Here is a 19,825-nt window from a genome sequence, read left to right as displayed (position 1 = left end):
TTTCAGGCATGAGCACTTCCAAGCCGGTCAATCTGCTTGACTTCGATGTCGATGGCCTCGTCGCCTGGTTCGCCGGGCTGGGCGAGAAGCCTTTTCGCGCCCGCCAGGTGATGCGCTGGATGCATCGCGAGGGTTGCGACGACTTCGATGCGATGACCGACGTCGCCAAGTCCCTGCGCGCCAAGCTCAAGGAGATCGCTACGATCCGCCCGCCGGTACCGGTGCGCGATTCGATCTCGGCCGACGGCACGCGCAAGTGGCTGCTCGACGTTGGCAACGCCAATGCGGTCGAGACCGTGTTCATCCCCGAGACCAACCGCGGCACGCTGTGCGTGTCGTCGCAAGCGGGCTGCGCGCTCGATTGCGCGTTCTGCTCAACCGGCAAACAGGGATTCAACCGCAACCTGAGTGCGGCGGAAATCGTTGGCCAGCTGTGGCTGGCCAACAAGCTGCTGGGCGCCGCCAGGGCCGATGCGAGTGAGTCCGTGCAGGAGCTCGAAGCCGGTGACAAGGACAATGGTCGCATCATCAGCAATGTGGTGATGATGGGCATGGGCGAGCCGCTGGCCAACTTCGACAATGTCGTCACCGCGTTGCGCCTGATGCTCGACGATCACGCCTACGGCTTGTCGCGCCGCCGCGTTACGGTGTCGACATCGGGCATCGTGCCGGCCATGGACCGCTTGCGCGAGGAGTGCCCGGTGGCGCTCGCGGTGTCGCTGCACGCATCCAATGACGCATTGCGCGACCGTCTCGTCCCGATCAACCAGAAATACCCGTTGCGCGAGCTGATGGCTGCCTGTCAGCGCTACCTCGAGCGTGCGCCGCGCGACTTCGTGACCTTCGAGTACGTGATGCTCGACGGCGTCAATGACAGCGATGCGCATGCGCGCGAGCTGCTTGCACTCGTGCGTGACACACCGTGCAAGTTCAATTTGATTCCCTTCAATCCATTCCCGAACTCGGGCTTCGAGCGCTCGCCGGCGGAACGTATCCGCCGTTTTGCCGGTATCCTGATTGACGCTGGCATCGTCACCACCACGCGCAAGACGCGCGGCGACGATGTTGATGCGGCCTGTGGCCAGCTCGCAGGCCAGGTCCAGGACAGAACTCGGCGCACGGTGCGTCTGACGCAGATCACGGAGGAACGAAGATGAGACATCGTCCGCTGCTAACTGCCGCAGCAGTGGCGGCTGCGCTGCTGGCCGGGTGTGCGACGGTCCCTGGCGGCTCGGCGTTCGATTCCGCGGCCGCGAGCCGGCCGCTGTCGGACGTTACGCCGGCTACACCCGAGGAAGCGCGGGCTCATGTCCATGTCGAGTTGGGCATGGCGTACTTCGAGGTCGGGCGCTACGACGTTGCGCTCGACGAAGCCAGGATCGCACTTCAGGACAGCCCCAACTATGCCCCGGCCTTCCACCTGCTGGGCCTCGCCTACATGCTGGTCGATGAGCTGGCGGCGGCGCGGGACAACTTCGAGCGCGCCCTGCGCATAGCGCCGGGAGATCCGGATTTCAACAATAGCTATGGTTGGTTCCTGTGCCTGCAGGGCAAGGAAAGCGAGGGGCTCGAGCGGCTCGCGATGGCTGCGCGCAACCCGTATTACCGCTACCCCGGCCGGCCGCTGACGAACGCGGGCCTGTGCGAGCTGCGGCGCAAGGATGATGCCGGCGCCGAGCTGCAGTTCCAGCGTGCACTGCAGGTCGACCCACAGAACGGCCTCGCGCTTTTCCACCTCGCCGATATTGCCTATCGCGGCGGACGGCTGGAGCAGGCGCGTACGCATCTGATCCGACTGCACCAGCAGCAGGGGCCGACCGCCGCGTCGGCCTGGCTCGGTCTGCGCACCGAGCGCCGGCTCGGCAATCGAGATGCCGAGGCGAGCTATGCCTCGCAACTGGGCAGCCGCTTCGGCAATTCCAGTGAGTATCAACTGATGATCCAAGGACAGTACGAGTGAGCAGCCAGCAGCCAGATCAATCCGTTCGGCCCGATGCCGCAGCCGAGGCGGCAGCGTCTGCGGGCACGCGGCTGCGCCGTGCGCGCGAAGCACGGGGTGAGTCGGTGCACGAGGTCGCCTTTGCCCTCAAGCTGCGCCCGCGGCAGATCGAAGCCCTCGAACGTGACGACTTCGCTGCGCTGCCCGGCATGGCCTTCGTGCGCGGCTTCATCCGCAATTACGCGCGCTACGTGGGCGTGGATGCCGCGCCCCTGCTCGACAGCGTGCAGCACGCTTCGGTTGCCGGCTCGCCCGACCTTGCGCCCATTAGCAACGCCGATGGCGACCTGCCGAGTGGATCCGGTTCGCGGCGTGCGAGCTTTCCGCTTGGCGCTGTCGTGGTGGTGCTGGTCGCGCTCGTTCTGGCGGGCTGGTATTTCGACTGGTTCCAGACCGAGCCGGCGACCACCGCTGGCGACGACACCAGCGAGGCGGTCCCTGCATTTGTCCAGGCGCCGATGCAGCCAATCAGTCCGCCTGCGGTAGAGCCTCCGGCAGCCGAGGAGGCTGCGGCTGCCGAGGCGAATGGTGGCTCGGAGGATAGTGCGGCGCCTGCCGCCGTCAGCGAACCGACGGCAGGCACTGCCGCTGCGGGCGGTGATGGCAGCGTCCAGGCCGAGGCGGCGCCCGCGCCGTCAGCCGCGCCCGAGGCCGCAGCTGACGGCGCGGGCAGGCAACTGGTGTTCCGCTTCGGTGCGGACTCCTGGGTCGAGGTGCGTGACGCTTCCGGCAGCATCCTGCATTCGGGCACCAATCGTGCGGGCAGTTCGCGTACGGTCCAGGGTACGCCCCCGTTCGTCTTGGTCGTTGGCAATGCCAGCAGCGTCAATCTCGAGTTCGATGGTCAGCCGGTCGACCTCGCGAAGCATGTCCGTGGCTCGGTTGCCCGTCTGACCTTGCGTTGAGTGCTTTCCCAGTCATGAATCAAGAACAGATGCCCATTCCCGCCTGCCCGCTGGCTCGCCACAATACGCGCCAGGTCATTGTCGGTAAGGTCCGAGTCGGTGGCGACGCACCGGTCGTCGTGCAGTCGATGACCAATACCGATACTGCTGATGTGCTCGCCACGGCGATGCAGGTCGCCGAGCTCGCACGCGCGGGATCGGAGATCGTGCGTATCACGGTCAACAACGAGGCCGCCGCGAAGGCCGTGCCGCATATCCGCGACCGCCTGCTGGCGCTGAACATGGATGTGCCGCTCGTTGGCGACTTCCATTACAACGGTCACAAGCTCCTCACCGATTTTCCGGCTTGCGCCGAGGCGCTCGCGAAGTTCCGCATCAACCCCGGCAACGTGGGCGCGGGCAGCAAGCGTGACCCTCAGTTCGCTGCGATCGTGGAGCTCGCCTGCCGCTACGACAAGCCGGTACGCATCGGTGTCAACTGGGGCAGTCTCGACCAATCCGTGCTCGCGCGCATCATGGATGAGAATGCCAGTCGCGCCGAGCCGCGCGACGCGGGAGCCGTGATGCGCGAGGCGCTCGTGGTCTCCGCGCTGGAATCCGCTGCCAAGGCCGAGGAGTACGGCCTGGGGCGCGAGCGCATCATCCTGTCGGCCAAGGTTTCGAGCGTGCAGGATCTGATCGCGGTGTATCGCGAACTGGCGCGGCGCAGCGACTACGCCCTGCACCTGGGCCTGACCGAGGCCGGCATGGGCAGCAAGGGCATCGTGGGCTCCACGGCCGCGCTCGCGGTACTGCTGCAGGAGGGCATCGGCGACACCATCCGCATCTCGCTCACTCCCGAGCCAGGCGGCAGTCGCACGCAGGAGGTCGTGGTCGCGCAGGAGATCCTGCAGACCATGGGGCTGCGCGCGTTCACCCCCATGGTCACCGCGTGCCCGGGGTGCGGACGTACCACCAGCACGTTCTTCCAGGAACTCGCCTCGGGCATCCAGGACTACGTGCGTGCGCAGATGCCGGTCTGGCGCGAGCAGTACGACGGGGTCGAGAACATGACGCTGGCGGTGATGGGCTGCGTGGTGAATGGTCCGGGCGAGAGCAAGCATGCCAACATCGGCATTTCCCTGCCCGGCACGGGTGAAACCCCGGCTGCACCGGTGTATGTCGACGGCGAGAAGGTGGTGACCCTGCGCGGAGACAACATCGGTGCCGAGTTCAAGGCCATCGTCGACGAATACGTGGCCACGAAATACGTCAGGAAGGGCGGCTGAAAGGCGCCCGGCCGGGCCGCCAGCCTCAGCCGCAAACCATAACGAGCGCGCAAAAGCGCAACAACGCAATAACGCAAAGACCACGCATTCATGAGCCAGACCTTGCAGGCCGTGCGCGGGATGAACGACATCCTGCCCGACGACGCCGAAACCTGGGAGTACTTCGAGAACATCGTGCGCGACTGGCTGCAGAGCTACGGCTACCGGCCCATCCGCATGCCGCTGGTCGAGCCGACACCGCTGTTCAAGCGCGCGATCGGCGAGGTCACCGATATCGTCGAAAAGGAGATGTACTCCTTCGAGGACGCCCTGAACGGCGAGCACCTGACACTGCGCCCCGAGGGTACGGCGTCCTGCGTGCGTGCGGCCATCCAGCACAGCCTGATCGCCGCGGGCGGCCCGCAGCGTCTCTATTACTACGGCCCGATGTTCCGTCACGAGCGTCCGCAGAAGGGGCGCTACCGCCAGTTCCACCAGATCGGCGTCGAAGCGCTGGGTTTCGCCGGTGCCGACACCGATGCCGAGTTGATCCTGATGTGCGCTCGCCTGTGGGACGACCTCGGCCTCGAGGATGTCGCGCTCGAGATCAATTCGCTCGGCGCTCCCGAAGAGCGCGCGCAGCACCGCGCGGCACTCATTGCCTATCTCGAGCAGCATCAGGACAAGCTCGACGAGGATGGCAAGCGCCGCCTGCACACCAATCCGCTGCGCATCCTCGACACCAAGAACCCTGAACTGCAGGCCATCGTCGAGGGCGCGCCCAGGCTTGCCGACTACCTGGGTGATGAATCCAAGGCGCACTTCGAGGCTGTTCAGGTCTTCCTCAAGGATGCAGGTATCCCGTTCCGCATCAACCATCGCCTGGTGCGCGGGCTGGACTACTACAACCGCACCGTCTTCGAGTGGGTGACCACGCGGTTGGGCGCGCAGGGCACGATCTGCGCCGGCGGACGGTATGATGGTCTGTTTGCGCAACTCGGCGCCAAGCCGCAGCCTGCGGCTGGCTTCGCCATCGGCATCGAGCGCCTGTTGCTGCTATGGCAGGCCTGCGGTGGCGAGAGCGAGCGTGCTGCGCCCGACGCCTATGTCGTCAGTGTCGGCGAGGCTGCGCAGCGCCTGGCGATGCGGGCGGCCGAATCCTTGCGCGAGCATGGTTTTGCGGCGCTCATGCATTGTGGCGGCGGCAGCTTCAAGTCGCAGATGAAGAAGGCCGATGCCAGCGCAGCGCCGGTCGCGGTGGTCATCGGCGAAGAGGAGGCTGCCGCAGGCGAGGTTGGCCTCAAGCCGCTGCGCGGTGGTGGTGTGCAATTGCGTGTCAGCCTCGAGGCCCTGCCCGAGGCGATGGCGGCGCTGCTGTATTCCGACGAATCAGTACAAGAGGGTCAATGATGGCGGTATACGATCTCGAAGAGCAGGAGCAGATTTCCGAGCTCAAGGCGTGGTGGGCGCAGTACGGCAATCTGGTCGTCGCCCTTGCCGTGGCTGCCGCGGTGGCTTCGGTCGGCTGGCAGGGCTGGCAGTGGTACCAGAACCGCAGTGCAGTTGCCGCCGGCGGGCTTTACTACGCCGTGCAGCAGGCTGCCGAGCAGCAGGATGCGCACAAGGCGCGTGAGGCTGCGGGGCGCTTGATCGGCGAGTATCCGGGGACGGTGAGCGCGCAGCTGGGCGCCCTGTTGTCTGCCGCGCTGCAGTTCGAAGCGGGCGACCTGGTCAATGCCCGCGCGCCTCTCGAGTGGGCGGCGGACAAGGGCAAGGACCCTGCGCTGCGCGATCTCGCGCGCCTTCGACTGGCGGCCGTGCTGCTGCAACAGGGGGAACTGGACGCCGCGCTTGCCCGCCTGCAGCAGGCACCGTCAGCGGCCTACAAGGCCCGCTTCGATGACCTGCGCGGTGACATCCTGGCCGCGCAGGGCAAGCTGGTCGAGGCCCGTGCCGCCTATCAGGGCGCGATTGACGCACTTGCCGGCGACGGTGACGAAGCCGTCACGCTGCGCGAGGTCGTGCGTGTCAAGCTTGAATCCCTTGGAGTCTGATCGATGAAGCTGTCTTCGCTGCGTGTTGTTCCGCTCATCGCCGCAGTGGTCTTTGCCACCGGCTGCTCTTCGCTCAATCCCTTTGCGAGTTCGGCAGCAAAGCCCGCGCCGCTCGTCAGTCTCCAGCCGAGCGCGCAACTCGTCAGCCAGTGGCGTGCCGATATCGGTGATGCAGGCATCTACCGTTTCCAGCCTGCGGTCTGGAGCGACAGCGTCTATGCCGCAGCGCATCGTGGCGATGTCGCTCGTTTCCAGGGTGGCGCGGCGGTGTGGCGGGTGCAGGCGGACAAGCGCCTGTCTGCGGGTGTCGGTACCGATGGTCGCCAGGTTGTTGTGGTCGCGACCGACGGCACGGTGATCGCATTCGATGCTGCCAACGGCAGCGAGCGCTGGCGTGCGGCGGTTGGTGCCGAGGTGCTCGCGCCGCCGGCGGTGGGGTTCGAGATCGTTGTCGTGCGCGCTTCGGACAACCGCCTGATTGCGCTCGACGCGCGCGATGGCAGCCGGAGATGGGTGTACCAGCGTAGCAACCCGCCGCTGGCGCTGCGCAGCTTTTCCGGTGTGGTGCTCGAAGGGTCGGTGGTGCTCGCCGGCTTCCCCGGTGGCCGCCTGGTCGTCATCAATGCGGCCAACGGTGGTGCGATCACCGAGCTCAACGTTGCGATGCCGCGCGGCGCCACCGAGCTTGAACGTGTGGCCGACGTTGCCGGCACGCCCGTGGTCGGGCGGCGCGAGGTGTGCGCGGTGAGCTACCAGGGGCGCGCGGCCTGCTTCGACAGCACCAATGGCAACGCCCTGTGGGCGCGCGATTTCTCCAGCAGCGTGGGCATGGACCGCGACGCCCGCTTTGCCATGATCACCGACGACAACGACGCCGTGCATGCACTCGACGCCTACAGTGGCGCAAGCGTGTGGAAACAGGACGCGCTCGCTCGCCGCAAGGTGTCGCGTCCGCTCATCGTCGGCGACTATGTGGTCGTGGGCGACCTGGAGGGCTACGTCCATGCCCTCGAGCGCGAGAGCGGCCGCTTCGCCGCGCGCGAACGTGCCGGCAGCCGCCCGATCGAGGCCGATCCCGTTGCCTTTGGCCGGGGCTTCGTCGTCCAGGGCAGTGGCGGCGACATTACCGCGTACGAAGTACGCTGAGGCAAGGATTCAGTGAAACCCACCATCGTTCTGGTCGGCCGCCCCAATGTCGGCAAGTCGACCCTGTTCAACCGCCTGACGCGCACCCGCGATGCGCTGGTCGCCGACCAGCCCGGCCTGACCCGCGACCGCCATTACGGTATCGGCCGTGTCGGCGAGCGCGACTATCTTGTGGTCGATACCGCTGGCTTCGATCCTGTCGCCAAGGACGGCATCATGCACGAGATGGCGCGCCAGGCCGAGCAGGCGATTGCCGAAGCGGATGTGCTGCTGTTCCTGGTCGATGGCCGCGCCGGGCGCACGCCGCACGACGAGAACATCGCTGCGCGCCTGCGCCGCGCCGGGCGCCCGGTGCACCTGGTCGTCAATAAGGCCGAGGGGCTCGATCGCGCCATGGTCGCAGCCGATTTTCACGCGCTCGGCCTGGGCGACCCGCTGCCGGTATCCGCCGCTCATGGCGACGGCGTCAAGCAGCTGGTCGACATCGTGCTCGCCCCCTTCCCGGTGGATGAGGAAATCGAGGCGCGCGAGGATGAAGGGCCCAAGGTTGCCATCGTCGGTCGCCCCAATGTCGGCAAATCCACCCTGGTCAATACGCTGCTCGGCGAGGAGCGCGTGATCGCCTTCGATCTGCCGGGCACCACGCGCGACGCGATCGCGATCCCCTTCGAGCGCGCCGGCCGGCGCTACACCCTGATCGATACCGCAGGCCTGCGGCGCAAGGGCAGGGTGTTCGAGGCGATCGAGAAGTTCTCGGTGATCAAGACCCTGCAGGCCATCCAGGAGGCCAACGTCATCGTGCTGGTGCTCGATGCGGCGCAGGATATCTCCGACCAGGATGCGCACATCGCGGGTTTCGCTCTCGAGGCCGGGCGCGCGCTCGTGGTGGCGATCAACAAGTGGGATGCGGTCGATGAATACCGTCGCGACCGCCTCAAGGCCGATATCGCACGCAAGCTCGCCTTCCTGTCCTTTGCGCGTTTCCACCAGATTTCGGCGCTCAAGGCCGAAGGCATCAACGGCCTGTTGAAATCGGTCGATGCGGCCTATGCGGCGGCGACCGCCAACCTGGCGACGCCGCGCCTGACGCGTACCCTGCAGCAGGCCGTCGCCCGCCAGGCCCCGCCAAGGCATGGCATGGCGCGTCCAAAGATGCGCTACGCGCATCAGGGGGGCATGAACCCGCCGGTGATCGTCATTCACGGCAATGCACTCGATGACATTCCGGCGTCCTACGTGCGCTACCTCGAGCGCTGCTTCCTGGAGGCGTTCAAGCTTCAGGGCACGCCCTTGCGCATCCAGTTCCGCACCACGCACAATCCGTTCGCGACGCGGTCCTGAGCATTTTTTCGATGCACTTCTGCTTTCCACACCCGGATTTCGTTGCATACTGCAATGCCGCAGTGCAACAAGAATCCCGCATTCTTATAAACACAATATAAAGAGGTTCAACGATGAGCAACAAAGGGCAACTTCTACAAGACCCCTTCCTCAATACCCTGCGCCGCGAGCACATTCCGGTGTCGATCTATCTCGTCAATGGCATCAAGCTCCAGGGCCAGGTCGAGTCCTTCGACCAGTACGTCGTTCTGCTCAAGAATACCGTGACGCAGATGGTCTACAAGCACGCGATCTCTACCGTCGTGCCTGCCCGCCCCGTGGTCATCCAGCAGGACGAGGGCAGCAACTGAGAGCCGTGTCCAAGCGATGCGGCCGGCGCATGACGGTCGCGGGGAGCATGCATGTTTGAGCGTCCGGCATCGGGCGAGCGTGCCATACTCGTCCAGCTCGACCTTGGTCAGGGTGCGATCGAAGAGCGCCTGTCGGAGCTCAAGCTGCTGGTCGGCAGCGCGGGCGCCAGCGTCGAGGGCGTGGTGCAGGGCCGGCGCGCCTCGCCCGACTCCAAGCTCTTTGCCGGCAGCGGCAAGGTGCAGGAGATCGCCGAGGCCCTGCGTGCGAATGCAGGCGACATCGTGGTGTTCAATCACGCCTTGTCGCCCGCCCAGCAGCGCAATCTCGAGCGCGAACTGCAGTGCATGGTCATCGACCGTACGGCGTTGATCCTCGATATCTTCGCGCAACGCGCACGCAGCCATGAAGGCAAGCTCCAGGTCGAACTGGCTCAGCTCGAGCACCTGGCGACGCGGCTCGTGCGCGGCTGGACCCACCTCGAGCGCCAGAAGGGCGGCATCGGCCTGCGAGGCCCGGGCGAGAAACAGCTCGAGACCGACCGTCGCCTGCTCGGCAACCGCGTCAAGATGCTCAAGACGCGTCTTGCGCTGATCGAGAAGCAACGCAAGGTCAGGCGACGAGCCAGGGAACGCCGTGACGTTCTGTCTGTCTCTCTGGTCGGTTACACCAATGCGGGCAAGTCGACGCTGTTCAATGCGCTGACGAAGGCGGGGGCCTATGCGGCCGACCAGCTCTTCGCCACGCTGGATACCACGTCGCGCCGTCTCTACGTAGGCGGGGCAAATGTGGTGCTCTCGGACACCGTTGGGTTCATCCGCGACCTGCCTCATGCGCTGGTCGCGGCATTCCAGGCAACGCTCGAAGAGACTGCGCAGGCCGATCTGCTGCTTCACGTGGTGGATTCGGCCAGCGAGGATCGCGACGCCCAGATCGAGGCGGTGAACCAGGTCCTGGCCGAGATCGGTGCCGCCGAGGTGCCGCAGATCCTGGTCTGGAACAAGATCGACCTCACCCGAGCCGCTGCGGCGGTCGAGCGGGGCGACTGTGATAAACTCAGGCGCATTTTTTTGAGCGCCCGAACGGGGGAAGGTCTCGACCTGCTTCGCGATGCGCTCGCCGAAGTAGCCTCGCAGACCTTCGGTGACGACGCCGGCCGGGCAACCGGCGCGGCAGACGAACGGTCAGAACAATCGTGATAACAGGCATCCTCATGTCACTCAATGACCCACGCTGGGGTGGTCAGGGCGGAAGCGACGGCGATCGCGGCCGCGATGACGGCAACCGCAACGACGACAATCGCGGTGACCGCAACCGCGGCAACAATCAGGGACCGCCCGACCTCGAAGAGGTCTGGCGCGACTTCAATCAGCGCCTGACGGGCATGTTCGGTGGCAAGCGCCCGAGTCGTGGCAACGGCAATGGTGGTGGCAGCGGCGGCGGCAGTGGTCCGCAGATGCCGAGCTTGTCGCCGCGGCAGTTCGGCGGCGGCATGGTCGTGCTGCTCGTGCTGGTCGCCTTGGTGTGGCTGGCGAGCGGTTTCTACACTGTCGATGCGAACCAGCGCGGCGTCGTGCTGCGCCTGGGCAAGTACGTGGAGACCACCGAGCCCGGCTTGCGCTGGAGGTTGCCGGCGCCATTCGAGACGCACGAGATCGTCGACCTGACCGGGGTGCGTACCGTCGAGGTGGGCTACCGTGGCTCCGAGCGTAACAAGGTGCTGCGCGAGTCGCTGATGCTCACCGACGATGAGAACATCATCAACATCCAGTTTGCCGTGCAGTGGGTGCTGAATGCACCGGAGAACTACGTCTTCAACAACCGCTTCCCGGATGAAGCTGTCGCGCAGGCGGCCGAGACCGCGATGCGCGAGATCGTCGGCAAGAGCCGCATGGACTTCGTGCTGTACGAAGGGCGCGAGGAGATCGCCACCACGGCGCACGAGCTGATGCAGCGCATCCTCGATCGCTACCAGACCGGTATCCAGGTCAGCCGTGTGACCATGCAGAACGCCCAGCCGCCGGAGCAGGTGCAGGCCGCGTTCGACGACGCGGTCAAGGCCGGTCAGGACCGTGAGCGGCAGAAGAACGAGGGTGAGGCCTACGCCAACGACGTCGTGCCGCGTGCCCGTGGTACGGCCTCGCGACTGGTTGAGGAGGCGAATGCCTACCGCGACCGCGTCGTCGCCAACGCCGAGGGTGAAGCCAGTCGTTTCAGTCAGGTGCTGGCCGAGTACCAGCGTGCGCCCGGCGTGACCCGCGAGCGCCTGTATATCGACACCATGCAGCAGGTGTTTTCCAGCACCTCGAAGGTCATGATCGATGCCCAGGGCAATGGCAACCTGATGTTGCTGCCTCTCGACAAGCTGATGCAGCAGAGCGGTGGTCGTGCCCCTGCGGCGGCACTGCCCGATTCCCAGTCCGCGGCCGGTCTCAGTGCGAACGCACCGATGCCGTCGACGGATCCGCGCGCCCGTGGTGGCGTACTCACTCGTGAGCGGGGAGAGCGTTGATGCGTGACAAGATGTCCCTGATTGGCGGCGTGCTGCTGCTCGCCGTGATGATCGCCTCGATGTCGCTGTTTACCGTCGACCAGCGCCAGTATGCGATCGTGTTCCAGCTTGGTGAGGTCAAGGAGGTCATCTCCGAGCCCGGCCTCAACGTCAAGCTGCCCTTCATCCAGAACGTGCGCTACTTCGACAAGCGCATCCTCACCATGGATACGCCGGAGCCGGAGCGCTTCATCACGTCCGAGAAGAAGAACGTGCTGGTCGACCACTTCGTCAAGTGGCGTATCGTCGATCCGCGCCTCTACTACGAGTCGGTGGCGGGTGACGAAGCGCGGGCGCGTACGCGTCTGAATCAGACCGTGAATGCCGGGCTGCGCGAGGAGTTCGGTCGTCGCACCGTGCATGACGTCGTTTCCGGCGAACGCGACAACATCATGGAACAGATGCGCGAACGTGCCGACCGCGACGCCCGCACGATTGGCGTGCAGATCGTCGACGTACGCCTGAAGCGGGTCGACCTGCCCAACGAGGTTTCCGAGTCCGTGTATCGGCGGATGGAGGCCGAGCGCAAGCGCGTCGCCAACGAGCTGCGCTCCCTCGGTGCGGCAGAGGCCGAACGCATCCGCGCCGATGCCGACCGCCAGCGCGAGGTCATCGTCGCCGAAGCCTATCGCTCCGCGCAGGAGATCATGGGTGAGGGTGATGCTCGTGCAACGTCCATCTATGCCGAGGCCTTCGGGCGCAACCCCGACTTCTATTCCTTCTATCGCAGCCTGGAGGCCTATCGGGCCAGTTTCGCCGGTCGCGAGGACGTCATGGTCGTCGATCCGAGTTCGGACTTCTTCCGCTTCATGAAGGATTCGGGAGGCGCTTCGCGCAACTGATCCCGCATGGGTAGCTCGCTATTGATCGCCTTCGCGCTGATGCTCATCATCGAAGGCATCCTTCCGTTCATCGCGCCAGCCGCCTGGCGCGAAACTTTTTTGCGTCTCGCCAGCATGGGCGACGGTCAGATCCGCTTCATCGGGCTGACCTCCATGCTGGTCGGGGTGATCCTGCTATTCATCTTCCTCTGACACGCACATGCGCTGGGTACTCCCCGACCACATCCAGGACGCCCTGCCGTCCGACGCACACCAGCTCGAGACCTTGCGTCGCAGGCTGCTCGACGCTTTCCGCGTGCGCGGCTATCAGCTGGTCATGCCGCCGCTGCTCGAGTATCTGGATTCGTTGACCACGGGGGCCGGGCAGGATCTCAAGCTGCGCACCTTCAAGCTCGTCGACCAGCTCTCCGGGCGGACGATGGGCGTGCGTGCCGACATGACGCCGCAGGTCACGCGCATCGACGCGCATCTGCTCAACCGCCAGGGCGTTTCGCGCCTGTGCTATTGCGGCAGCGTGCTGCACACCCTGCCGTCCACGCTCACCGCCACGCGCGAGCCGCTGCAACTCGGTGCCGAACTCTACGGCCACGCCGGGATCGAGGCCGATGTCGAGATCCTGCGCCTGCTGGCTGAGGTGCTGCGCCTGGCCGAGGTGCCCGCCTCGCGTATCGACATCGGTCACGTGGGCATCTTCCACGCGCTGGCGTCGCGTGCGGGCCTGGTGCCCGGGCGGGAGGAAGAGCTCTTCGATCTGCTGCAGGCCAAGGATGTGCCCGAGCTGCAGAACATGCTTGCCGACGTTGCCGAGCCGGTGCGCGGGGCGCTGCTGGCCCTGCCAGCGCTTTACGGTGGCCCCGAGGTGCTTGCCGAGGCGCGTGCGCGCCTGCCGCAGGATGCGGGTATCGGCGCCTTGCTCGGCGAACTTCAGCAACTGGCCGACGCGCTTGCCGACCTGCCGATCAGCTTCGATCTCGGCGACCTGCGCGGCTATCACTATCACAGCGGTGTCGTCTTTGCCGCATACGGTGCGGATTCGCCGGCGGCGCTCGCGCTCGGCGGGCGCTACGACCGCGTGGGCGAGGCCTTTGGTCGCGCGCGGCCAGCGACCGGCTTCAGTCTTGACCTGCGCGAACTGGTGTGGCGGCTGCCGGCTGCGTCGGCGATGGCCGGCGGTGTGCTTGCGCCGTTGGAAGGCGATGCCGGGCTGGCGGAGGCAATCGCGCACTTGCGCGCGCGTGGCGAGATCGTCATGAGCGCCTTGCCTGGGCATGAAGGAACATGGAAAGAGGCCGGCTGCGACCGGCAACTGGTGAAGCGGGACGATCGCTGGGCGGTCGTGCCGTTACAGGGAGAGTAAGAAAATGGCAAAGAACGTCGTCGTCGTCGGCACCCAGTGGGGTGATGAAGGCAAGGGCAAGATCGTTGACTGGCTGACCGATCACGCCAAGGGCGTGGTCCGCTTCCAGGGTGGTCACAATGCGGGTCACACGCTGGTGATCGGTCAGAACGAGTACAAGCTCAATCTGGTGCCCTCGGGCATCGTACGGGAAGGCGTTGCCTGTTTCATCGGCAATGGCGTGGTGCTCGACGCGCATCATCTGCTGTCCGAGATCCGTACGCTCGAGGCGGGTGGCATCAAGGTTCGTGAGCGCCTGCGCATCAGCCCGGGCTGCCCGCTGATCCTGGGTTACCACAGCGCGCTCGATCGCGCGCGCGAGGCGGCCAAGTCCGCCGGCGACAAGATCGGGACCACCGGAAAGGGTATCGGCCCGACCTACGAGGACAAGGTCGCTCGCCGCGCGCTGCGGGTGTACGACCTGTTCGACCGTGAGCGTTTCGCGGCCAAGCTCAAGGCCAACCTCGAATACCACAACTTCGTCCTCACCCAGCACCTCGGTGCAGAGGCGGTGGACTTCCAGCCGGTGTACGACCAGGCCATGGCGGATGCCGAGGAGCTGTTGCCGATGGTGGCCGATGTGTCGGCCGAGCTTTACGCGATCAACAAGTCGGGTGGTTCGCTGCTGTTCGAGGGCGCGCAAGGCACGCTGCTCGACATCGACCACGGCACCTATCCCTTCGTGACCTCGAGCAACTGCGTGGCCGGCCAGGCTGCGGCAGGCTCGGGTGTGGGCCCCAGCCGCCTGCATTACGTGCTCGGCATCACCAAGGCCTACTGCACCCGCGTTGGCGGCGGCCCGTTCCCGACCGAGCTCGACATCGAGACCAAGGGCGTGCCCGGCGAGCAGATGTCGACCAAGGGGCGTGAGTTCGGTACCGTCACGGGCCGCAAGCGCCGTTGTGGCTGGCTGGATCTTGCCGCACTCAAGCGCTCGATCATCATCAATGGCGTCACTGGCTTGTGCATCACCAAGCTCGACGTCCTGGATGGCCTCGAGGAACTCAAGCTGTGCACCGGCTACATGCTCGACGGCAAGCGCATCGACCTGCTGCCGATGGGCTCGGAAGAGGTGACGCGCTGCGAGCCCATCTACGAGACCATGAAGGGGTGGAGCGGAACGACCTTCGGTGCGCAGAGCTGGGATGCGCTGCCGCAGGAGGCGCGTGCCTATCTGCACCGCATCGAGGAGATCTGCGAGATCCCGATCGATGTGATCTCGACCGGCCCCGAGCGCGACGAAACCATCTTGCGCCGTCATCCGTTTGGCGCCTGATTTCTGCGCTACCCGGCAGGGGGGCGAGCTGCGCCGTCCTGCCGGCATCCTGGCTGCACGTACTGTTCTGGTGCGCGACGGGGCGATGTTCCGAGCAGGCGGTGCTGGTGCCGTGAACGAAAAAAGCCGGCTGTCAGCCGGCTTTTCCCTGCAACTGGTGCCCAGAAGAGGACTCGAACCTCCACGCCTCGCAGCGCTAGTACCTGAAACTAGTGCGTCTACCAATTCCGCCATCTGGGCAGGGAGGCGCATAATAGCAAACAGTTCGCGGCAAGGCAAACGCAAAACACCTGCAGTCTCCTTGCGGCAAGCGTTGGGCTCTCGGGCGTGTCCTCTGTCTTTCGTTGCGCCGTGTCATCGCGAGCTGCGCGGACGGCAAAAACAAAAAAGCCGCTCCGAAGAGCGGCTTTCCTGTGAAACTGGTGCCCAGAAGAGGACTCGAACCTCCACGCCTCGCGGCGCTAGTACCTGAAACTAGTGCGTCTACCAATTCCGCCATCTGGGCAAGAAGACGCGCATTATAAGCATGAAAAGAAGATTGTCAATGACTCGTAAAACGAAAAAGACCGAAAAGAAGAAGACAGCCAAGGCTGTTCCGCAGAGCGGGATGTCCAGAGCCAGTGCTGCATCAAGCAAGACGAAGGTGGCGACGAAAGCGCCCCGGCAGGGTACGGAACCGGCTGCAGCGCCCCGCCACGACCCCGCTGGGGCGGGCAGCCCCGTCAAGGGGCCGGGGCGCAGCCGTGCGGCACGCAAGGCCGCCGCCGTGAACGCAAGTGCGGTCAGGCAGGCCGACCCCTTCTACGCCCGAGAGCTGGCGCAATACGAGCATCCGCTGCCCAGCCGTGAGTACGTGCTGCAGGTACTGGCCGAGCGAGGCGTGCCACTGTCCTTTGCCGATCTCGTCGCCGCACTTGATGTCGCGCCTCACGAGCTCGACTTCTTTGACCGTCGCCTGCGTGCGATGGAGCGCGATGGCCAGATCATCCGCAACCGCCGCGATGCCTACCTGCTGCCATCCAAGGTGGACCTTATCAAGGGCCGTGTGGAGGGCCATCCCGACGGCTTCGGTTTCCTGCGTCGTGACGACGGTGAGCCGGACATCTTCCTCGGTCCCAAGGAAATGCGCGAGCTGCTGCACGGCGACCGCGTCATCGTACGCATTGCCGGCCAGGATCGTCGTGGCCGGCCCGAGGGCAAGCTGGTCGAGGTGCTCGAGCGTGCCAACAAGCGCGTGGTGGGCCGTGTCATCAACGAGCATGGCGTGATGATCGTCGTGCCCGAGAACCGCCGCCTGGCGCAGGACATCCTGGTTGCGCCGGGTGGGCGCAAGAAGCCCGAGGCCGGGCAGATCGTCACCGTCGAACTGGTCGAGCAGCCCACGAAGTTCGCACAGCCGATCGGCCGCATCGTCGAGGTCCTTGGCAACTACGCCGATCCGGGGATGGAGATCGAGATCGCGCTGCGCAAGCACGACCTGCCCTTCGAGTTCTCGTCCGAGGCCAAGGCGCAGACGCGCAAGCTGCCTGATGTGGTGCGCAAGAAGGACTGGGCCGGGCGCGAGGACCTCACCAAGCTGCCGCTGGTCACCATCGACGGCGAGACCGCCAAGGACTTTGACGACGCGGTTTACTGCGAGCGCCAAGGCAAGGGCTATCGCCTGATCGTCGCCATTGCCGACGTCTCGCACTACGTCGATGCCGCCAGCGCACTCGACAAGGACGCCTTCGACCGCGGCAATTCGGTGTACTTCCCGCGTCGCGTCATCCCGATGCTGCCGGAGAAGCTCTCCAACGGCCTGTGCTCGCTCAACCCGCAGGTCGAGCGCCTGGCCATGGTGGCCGACATGAACATCTCGGCCACTGGCGAAATCAAGAACTACCGCTTCTATCGCGCGGTGATCTGGTCGCACGCGCGCCTGACCTACAACAAGGTCGCCGCCGCCCTGTACGACAAGGACCCGGCGGTGCGCGCCGAGCTGGCCGCGCTGCTGCCCCATCTCGAGAACCTCGACACGCTCTTCCGTGTGCTGCTCAAGGCGCGCGCCAAGCGCGGCGCGATCGACTTCGAGACCACCGAGACGCGGATGATCTTCGACGACAACGGCAAGATCGCCCAGATCGTGCCCGAGGTGCGCAACGATGCCCACCGCCTGATCGAGGAGTGCATGCTCGCTGCCAACGTGTGTGCGTCCGACTTCCTCGCCAGCCGTGAGCACCCGGCGCTGTACCGGGTGCACGACTCGCCCTCCGAGGACAAGCTTGCCAAGCTGCGCGAGTTCCTGAAGGAGTTCGGCCTCGGCCTGGGCGGCGGCGAAGAGCCGCGCGCGAGCGACTTCGCCAAGCTGCTTGAGCAGGTCAAGGACCGACCCGACGCCCAGTTGTTGCAGACCGTGATGCTGCGCTCGCTCAAGCAGGCGATGTACAGCCCCGACAACGTCGGCCACTTCGGTCTCGCCTATGAGTCCTACACCCACTTCACCTCGCCGATCCGGCGTTATCCCGACCTGCTGATCCACCGCGGCATCAAGGCCGCGCTGGCGGGCGAGCAATACCGCCCCGGAGACTGGGAACAGATCGGCCTGCACTGCTCGATGACCGAGCGTCGCGCCGACGATGCCACCCGCGATGTCGTCGCCTTCCTCAAGTGCTACTTCATGCAGGATCGCGTCGGCGAAGAGTTCACCGGCAGCGTGTCGGCAGTCGTGCCCTTTGGCCTCTTCGTCGCCCTCGACGACATCTTCATCGAGGGCCTGCTGCACATCTCCGACCTGGGCAGCGACTACTTCCACTACGACGAGATGCGCCACGCCCTGATGGGTGAGCGCTCCGGCAAGCAGTTCCGCCTCTCGGACCGGGTCAAGGTGCAGCTCGTGCGGGTCGACATGGCGACCAACAAGATCGACTTCCGCCTCATCGAAGGCCCGCTGCCGGTCGAGGTGAAGACGCCTGTCACGCCCGCCGATGTCGTGCCCGTCGCGGTCGGCGGTGAGGCAGGAAAGAGGGTGCGCAAGCCGCGCGCGAAGAAGGGCGAGGCGGCGTCTGCGCCTGCCATCGAGATGTCGGTCGTGGCTGCGGAGACCGTCGAACCCAAGGTCCGCAGCAAGCGTGCCAAGAAACCCGCCACCGAACCAGTTGTCGAGGCTGCGCCCGTGCAGGTCGGTGAAGCGCAACCTGCGGTGACCGATCCGGCTGCGCCAAAGTCGCGTACCACGCGCGCAAAGAAGGTGGCTCCCCGCCCGGAGCCCGAGCAGGTGCCCGAGGCCGCAGCCGTGCCTCCGGCCGGCGAACCCAAGCCCCGCAGCGCGCGTGCGAAGAAGACGGCCGTCACTCCGATTGTCGAAGCGCCTGTCACCGTGGCGGCGGTCGTCGCGCCCGCGCCCCGCAAGTCACGGGCAAGTAAGGCCGCCGCCGAGCCGGCCGCCGCCCCCGTGGCCGCGCCTGCAAGTCCGGAGCCCGTCGCACCGAAGCCGCGCAAGACGCGCGCGAAGAAGGCGGTCGCCGAACCCGCTGCCGCGCCTGCAGCCGAAGCGTTAGAATCCGCGCCCCCGACTGCGGCCCCGGCGCGACGTGCCGCCCGCAAGACCACCACCAAGGGCACCGACCGTGGCTAAAGCACCTGAGAACACCCCCACCAAGCTGATCTACGGCTTCCACGCCGTCTCCGCCAAGCTGCGCCACGCGCCCGATGCGGTGCTCGAGGTCTATCTGTCGGCCGACCGCAAGGATGCGCGTGTGCGTAAGTTCCTTGCCCAGGCCGAGGCCGCCGGCGTGCGCATCAGCCAGGCCGAGGGCGACAAGCTCGACGGCCTGGTCGGCACCCGCCGCCACCAGGGCGTGGTGGCCAAGGTGGACGCCACCCGGCGCGACATCAAGCTCGCCGACGTGCTCGACAGCCTGGAGGAGAACGCGCTCATCCTGGTGCTCGACGGTGTGCAGGACCCGCATAACCTCGGCGCCTGCCTGCGCGTGGCCGATGCTGCCGGGGCGCATGCGGTGGTGGCGCCCAAGGATCGCGCGGTGGGGCTGAACGCCACCGCGGTCAAGGTCGCCAGCGGTGCGGCCGACACCGTTCCCTACATCACCGTCACCAACCTCGCGCGTGCCCTGCGCGAGATGCAGGAGGCCGGCGTGTGGGTGGTCGGTGCCGCCGGCGAGGCCGACAAGACGCTCTACGACATCGACCAGAAGGTGCCGGTCGCCTGGGTGCTCGGCGCCGAAGGCGACGGCCTGCGCCGGCTCACCCGCGACACCTGCGACGAGCTCGCGCGCATCCCGATGCATGGCAGCGTCGAGAGCCTGAACGTCTCGGTGGCGAGCGGCATCTGTCTGTTCGAGGCCCGCCGCCAGCGCGGCTGAGGCCGCGTCAGGCGAGCGCGACCCACACCTCGTCGCCGCGCACCCTGACGTGGTGCGCGCGCACCGAGTGCTCGGGGGCCTCCAGGCATTCGCCGGTGCGCAGGTCGAAGTGGTTCTTGTACAGCGGCGAGGCGACGACGATGTGCTCGCCGAGGTTGCCGACCAGGCCGCGCGACAGCACGCTCGCGCCCGAGCGTGGGTCGATGTTGTCGATGGCATGGACGCCGCTGTCGCCGATGCGGAAAACGGCGACGTGGCGCTCATCGACGAGCGCGCACACGCCGGTGCCGGGCAGGATGTCGCCGAGCTTGCACACGGCGGTCCAGTTCAGTTCTTCGCTGCTCATGGGGGCTGTCCTCGCG

Annotated in this window: 18 protein-coding genes and 2 tRNA genes; 17 read left to right on the top strand and 3 right to left on the bottom strand. The window is 66.1% G+C overall.

Features of this window, described 5'->3' with window-relative positions; genetic code table 11:
- Positions 1-8 precede the first annotated feature (8 nt).
- From rlmN to P7F68_RS01130, 15 genes are all read left to right on the top strand, one after another.
- Positions 9-1,157 (top strand): dual-specificity RNA methyltransferase RlmN, encoded by a 1,149-nt coding sequence (rlmN, locus tag P7F68_RS01200; RefSeq protein ID WP_002924779.1) that lies wholly within the window; start codon positions 9-11, stop codon positions 1,155-1,157.
- Positions 1,154-1,960, top strand: a complete 807-nt coding sequence (gene pilW / locus P7F68_RS01195) for a type IV pilus biogenesis/stability protein PilW (RefSeq protein WP_083485725.1) — start codon at positions 1,154-1,156, stop codon at positions 1,958-1,960. The genes rlmN and pilW overlap by 4 nt, the downstream gene beginning before the upstream one ends.
- Positions 1,957-2,904, top strand: a complete 948-nt coding sequence (locus P7F68_RS01190; RefSeq protein ID WP_277829983.1) for a helix-turn-helix domain-containing protein — start codon at positions 1,957-1,959, stop codon at positions 2,902-2,904. The genes pilW and P7F68_RS01190 overlap by 4 nt, the downstream gene beginning before the upstream one ends.
- A 14-nt stretch (positions 2,905-2,918) precedes the next feature.
- Positions 2,919-4,172: a flavodoxin-dependent (E)-4-hydroxy-3-methylbut-2-enyl-diphosphate synthase gene (ispG, locus tag P7F68_RS01185; RefSeq protein WP_002924776.1), complete on the top strand. Its 1,254-nt coding sequence runs from the start codon at positions 2,919-2,921 to the stop codon at positions 4,170-4,172.
- Positions 4,173-4,262: 90 nt separating this feature from the next.
- Positions 4,263-5,561, top strand: a complete 1,299-nt coding sequence (gene hisS, locus P7F68_RS01180; protein WP_002924775.1) for a histidine--tRNA ligase — start codon at positions 4,263-4,265, stop codon at positions 5,559-5,561.
- Positions 5,561-6,205, top strand: coding sequence for a tetratricopeptide repeat protein (locus P7F68_RS01175; RefSeq protein ID WP_277830552.1), 645 nt, complete (start codon positions 5,561-5,563; stop codon positions 6,203-6,205). The genes hisS and P7F68_RS01175 overlap by 1 nt, the downstream gene beginning before the upstream one ends.
- Before the next feature lie 3 nt (positions 6,206-6,208).
- On the top strand, positions 6,209-7,351 hold the full coding sequence (gene bamB / locus P7F68_RS01170; protein ID WP_270068321.1) for an outer membrane protein assembly factor BamB: 1,143 nt from the start codon (positions 6,209-6,211) through the stop codon (positions 7,349-7,351).
- 12 nt (positions 7,352-7,363) lie between these two features.
- On the top strand, positions 7,364-8,692 hold the full coding sequence (gene der / locus P7F68_RS01165) for a ribosome biogenesis GTPase Der (RefSeq protein ID WP_002924771.1): 1,329 nt from the start codon (positions 7,364-7,366) through the stop codon (positions 8,690-8,692).
- Positions 8,693-8,805: 113 nt separating this feature from the next.
- Positions 8,806-9,042, top strand: a complete 237-nt coding sequence (gene hfq / locus P7F68_RS01160; protein WP_002924769.1) for an RNA chaperone Hfq — start codon at positions 8,806-8,808, stop codon at positions 9,040-9,042.
- A 51-nt stretch (positions 9,043-9,093) separates the two neighbouring features.
- On the top strand, positions 9,094-10,239 hold the full coding sequence (hflX, locus tag P7F68_RS01155; protein ID WP_002944219.1) for a ribosome rescue GTPase HflX: 1,146 nt from the start codon (positions 9,094-9,096) through the stop codon (positions 10,237-10,239).
- A 14-nt stretch (positions 10,240-10,253) separates the two neighbouring features.
- Positions 10,254-11,552, top strand: a complete 1,299-nt coding sequence (hflK, locus tag P7F68_RS01150) for an FtsH protease activity modulator HflK (protein WP_277829974.1) — start codon at positions 10,254-10,256, stop codon at positions 11,550-11,552.
- A complete protein-coding gene (hflC, locus tag P7F68_RS01145; RefSeq protein ID WP_277829973.1) occupies positions 11,552-12,433 on the top strand; it encodes a protease modulator HflC in 882 nt (293 codons plus the stop codon). Before hflK ends, hflC begins: the two co-directional genes overlap by 1 nt.
- 6 nt (positions 12,434-12,439) lie before the next feature.
- Complete coding sequence (locus P7F68_RS01140) at positions 12,440-12,625, top strand: DUF2065 domain-containing protein (RefSeq protein ID WP_002924765.1); 186 nt, start codon at positions 12,440-12,442, stop codon at positions 12,623-12,625.
- A 7-nt stretch (positions 12,626-12,632) separates the two neighbouring features.
- Positions 12,633-13,790: an ATP phosphoribosyltransferase regulatory subunit gene (locus tag P7F68_RS01135; protein ID WP_277829971.1), complete on the top strand. Its 1,158-nt coding sequence runs from the start codon at positions 12,633-12,635 to the stop codon at positions 13,788-13,790.
- 4 nt (positions 13,791-13,794) lie between these two features.
- Complete coding sequence (locus P7F68_RS01130; RefSeq protein ID WP_002944224.1) at positions 13,795-15,105, top strand: adenylosuccinate synthase; 1,311 nt, start codon at positions 13,795-13,797, stop codon at positions 15,103-15,105.
- Between the two features lie 155 nt (positions 15,106-15,260).
- Here P7F68_RS01130 and P7F68_RS01125 read toward each other — a convergent pair.
- Positions 15,261-15,345 (bottom strand) — tRNA-Leu (locus P7F68_RS01125).
- Positions 15,346-15,525: 180 nt separating this feature from the next.
- Positions 15,526-15,610: transfer RNA gene (locus tag P7F68_RS01120), tRNA-Leu, on the bottom strand.
- Positions 15,611-15,712: 102 nt separating this feature from the next.
- Here P7F68_RS01120 and rnr point away from each other — a divergent pair.
- Together rnr and rlmB are read left to right on the top strand one after the other, a co-directional pair.
- A complete protein-coding gene (gene rnr, locus P7F68_RS01115) occupies positions 15,713-18,718 on the top strand; it encodes a ribonuclease R (RefSeq protein ID WP_277829966.1) in 3,006 nt (1,001 codons plus the stop codon).
- Positions 18,711-19,463, top strand: a complete 753-nt coding sequence (rlmB, locus tag P7F68_RS01110) for a 23S rRNA (guanosine(2251)-2'-O)-methyltransferase RlmB (RefSeq protein WP_277829964.1) — start codon at positions 18,711-18,713, stop codon at positions 19,461-19,463. The genes rnr and rlmB overlap by 8 nt, the downstream gene beginning before the upstream one ends.
- Before the next feature lie 7 nt (positions 19,464-19,470).
- On the opposite strand, the gene nirD is transcribed toward rlmB, so the two are convergent.
- Positions 19,471-19,809, bottom strand: a complete 339-nt coding sequence (gene nirD, locus P7F68_RS01105) for a nitrite reductase small subunit NirD (protein ID WP_002943022.1) — start codon at positions 19,807-19,809, stop codon at positions 19,471-19,473.
- Positions 19,810-19,825 lie beyond the last annotated feature (16 nt).

Origin of the sequence: Thauera mechernichensis (assembly GCF_029588855.1) — a bacterium.
GTDB classification, from domain to species: domain Bacteria; phylum Pseudomonadota; class Gammaproteobacteria; order Burkholderiales; family Rhodocyclaceae; genus Thauera; species Thauera mechernichensis.
Note: the sequence above shows the minus strand (reverse complement) of the source record. Positions and strands in the feature narration are given on the sequence as shown.

What these genes read in the sequence shown, in the direction of transcription:
- bamB (WP_270068321.1), top strand. Translation starts at nt 6,209, where the DNA reads ATGAAGCTGTCTTCGCTGCGTGTTGTTCCGCTCATCGCCGCAGTGGTC.
- ispG (WP_002924776.1), top strand. Translation starts at nt 2,919, where the DNA reads ATGAATCAAGAACAGATGCCCATTCCCGCCTGCCCGCTGGCTCGCCAC.
- P7F68_RS01135 (WP_277829971.1), top strand. Translation starts at nt 12,633, where the DNA reads ATGCGCTGGGTACTCCCCGACCACATCCAGGACGCCCTGCCGTCCGAC.
- P7F68_RS01130 (WP_002944224.1), top strand. Translation starts at nt 13,795, where the DNA reads ATGGCAAAGAACGTCGTCGTCGTCGGCACCCAGTGGGGTGATGAAGGC.
- P7F68_RS01175 (WP_277830552.1), top strand. Translation starts at nt 5,561, where the DNA reads ATGGCGGTATACGATCTCGAAGAGCAGGAGCAGATTTCCGAGCTCAAG.
- nirD (WP_002943022.1), bottom strand. Translation starts at nt 19,809, where the DNA reads ATGAGCAGCGAAGAACTGAACTGGACCGCCGTGTGCAAGCTCGGCGAC.
- rnr (WP_277829966.1), top strand. Translation starts at nt 15,713, where the DNA reads ATGTCCAGAGCCAGTGCTGCATCAAGCAAGACGAAGGTGGCGACGAAA.
- hflX (WP_002944219.1), top strand. Translation starts at nt 9,094, where the DNA reads ATGTTTGAGCGTCCGGCATCGGGCGAGCGTGCCATACTCGTCCAGCTC.
- hflK (WP_277829974.1), top strand. Translation starts at nt 10,254, where the DNA reads ATGTCACTCAATGACCCACGCTGGGGTGGTCAGGGCGGAAGCGACGGC.
- hfq (WP_002924769.1), top strand. Translation starts at nt 8,806, where the DNA reads ATGAGCAACAAAGGGCAACTTCTACAAGACCCCTTCCTCAATACCCTG.
- rlmN (WP_002924779.1), top strand. Translation starts at nt 9, where the DNA reads ATGAGCACTTCCAAGCCGGTCAATCTGCTTGACTTCGATGTCGATGGC.
- pilW (WP_083485725.1), top strand. Translation starts at nt 1,154, where the DNA reads ATGAGACATCGTCCGCTGCTAACTGCCGCAGCAGTGGCGGCTGCGCTG.
- hflC (WP_277829973.1), top strand. Translation starts at nt 11,552, where the DNA reads ATGCGTGACAAGATGTCCCTGATTGGCGGCGTGCTGCTGCTCGCCGTG.
- hisS (WP_002924775.1), top strand. Translation starts at nt 4,263, where the DNA reads ATGAGCCAGACCTTGCAGGCCGTGCGCGGGATGAACGACATCCTGCCC.
- P7F68_RS01140 (WP_002924765.1), top strand. Translation starts at nt 12,440, where the DNA reads ATGGGTAGCTCGCTATTGATCGCCTTCGCGCTGATGCTCATCATCGAA.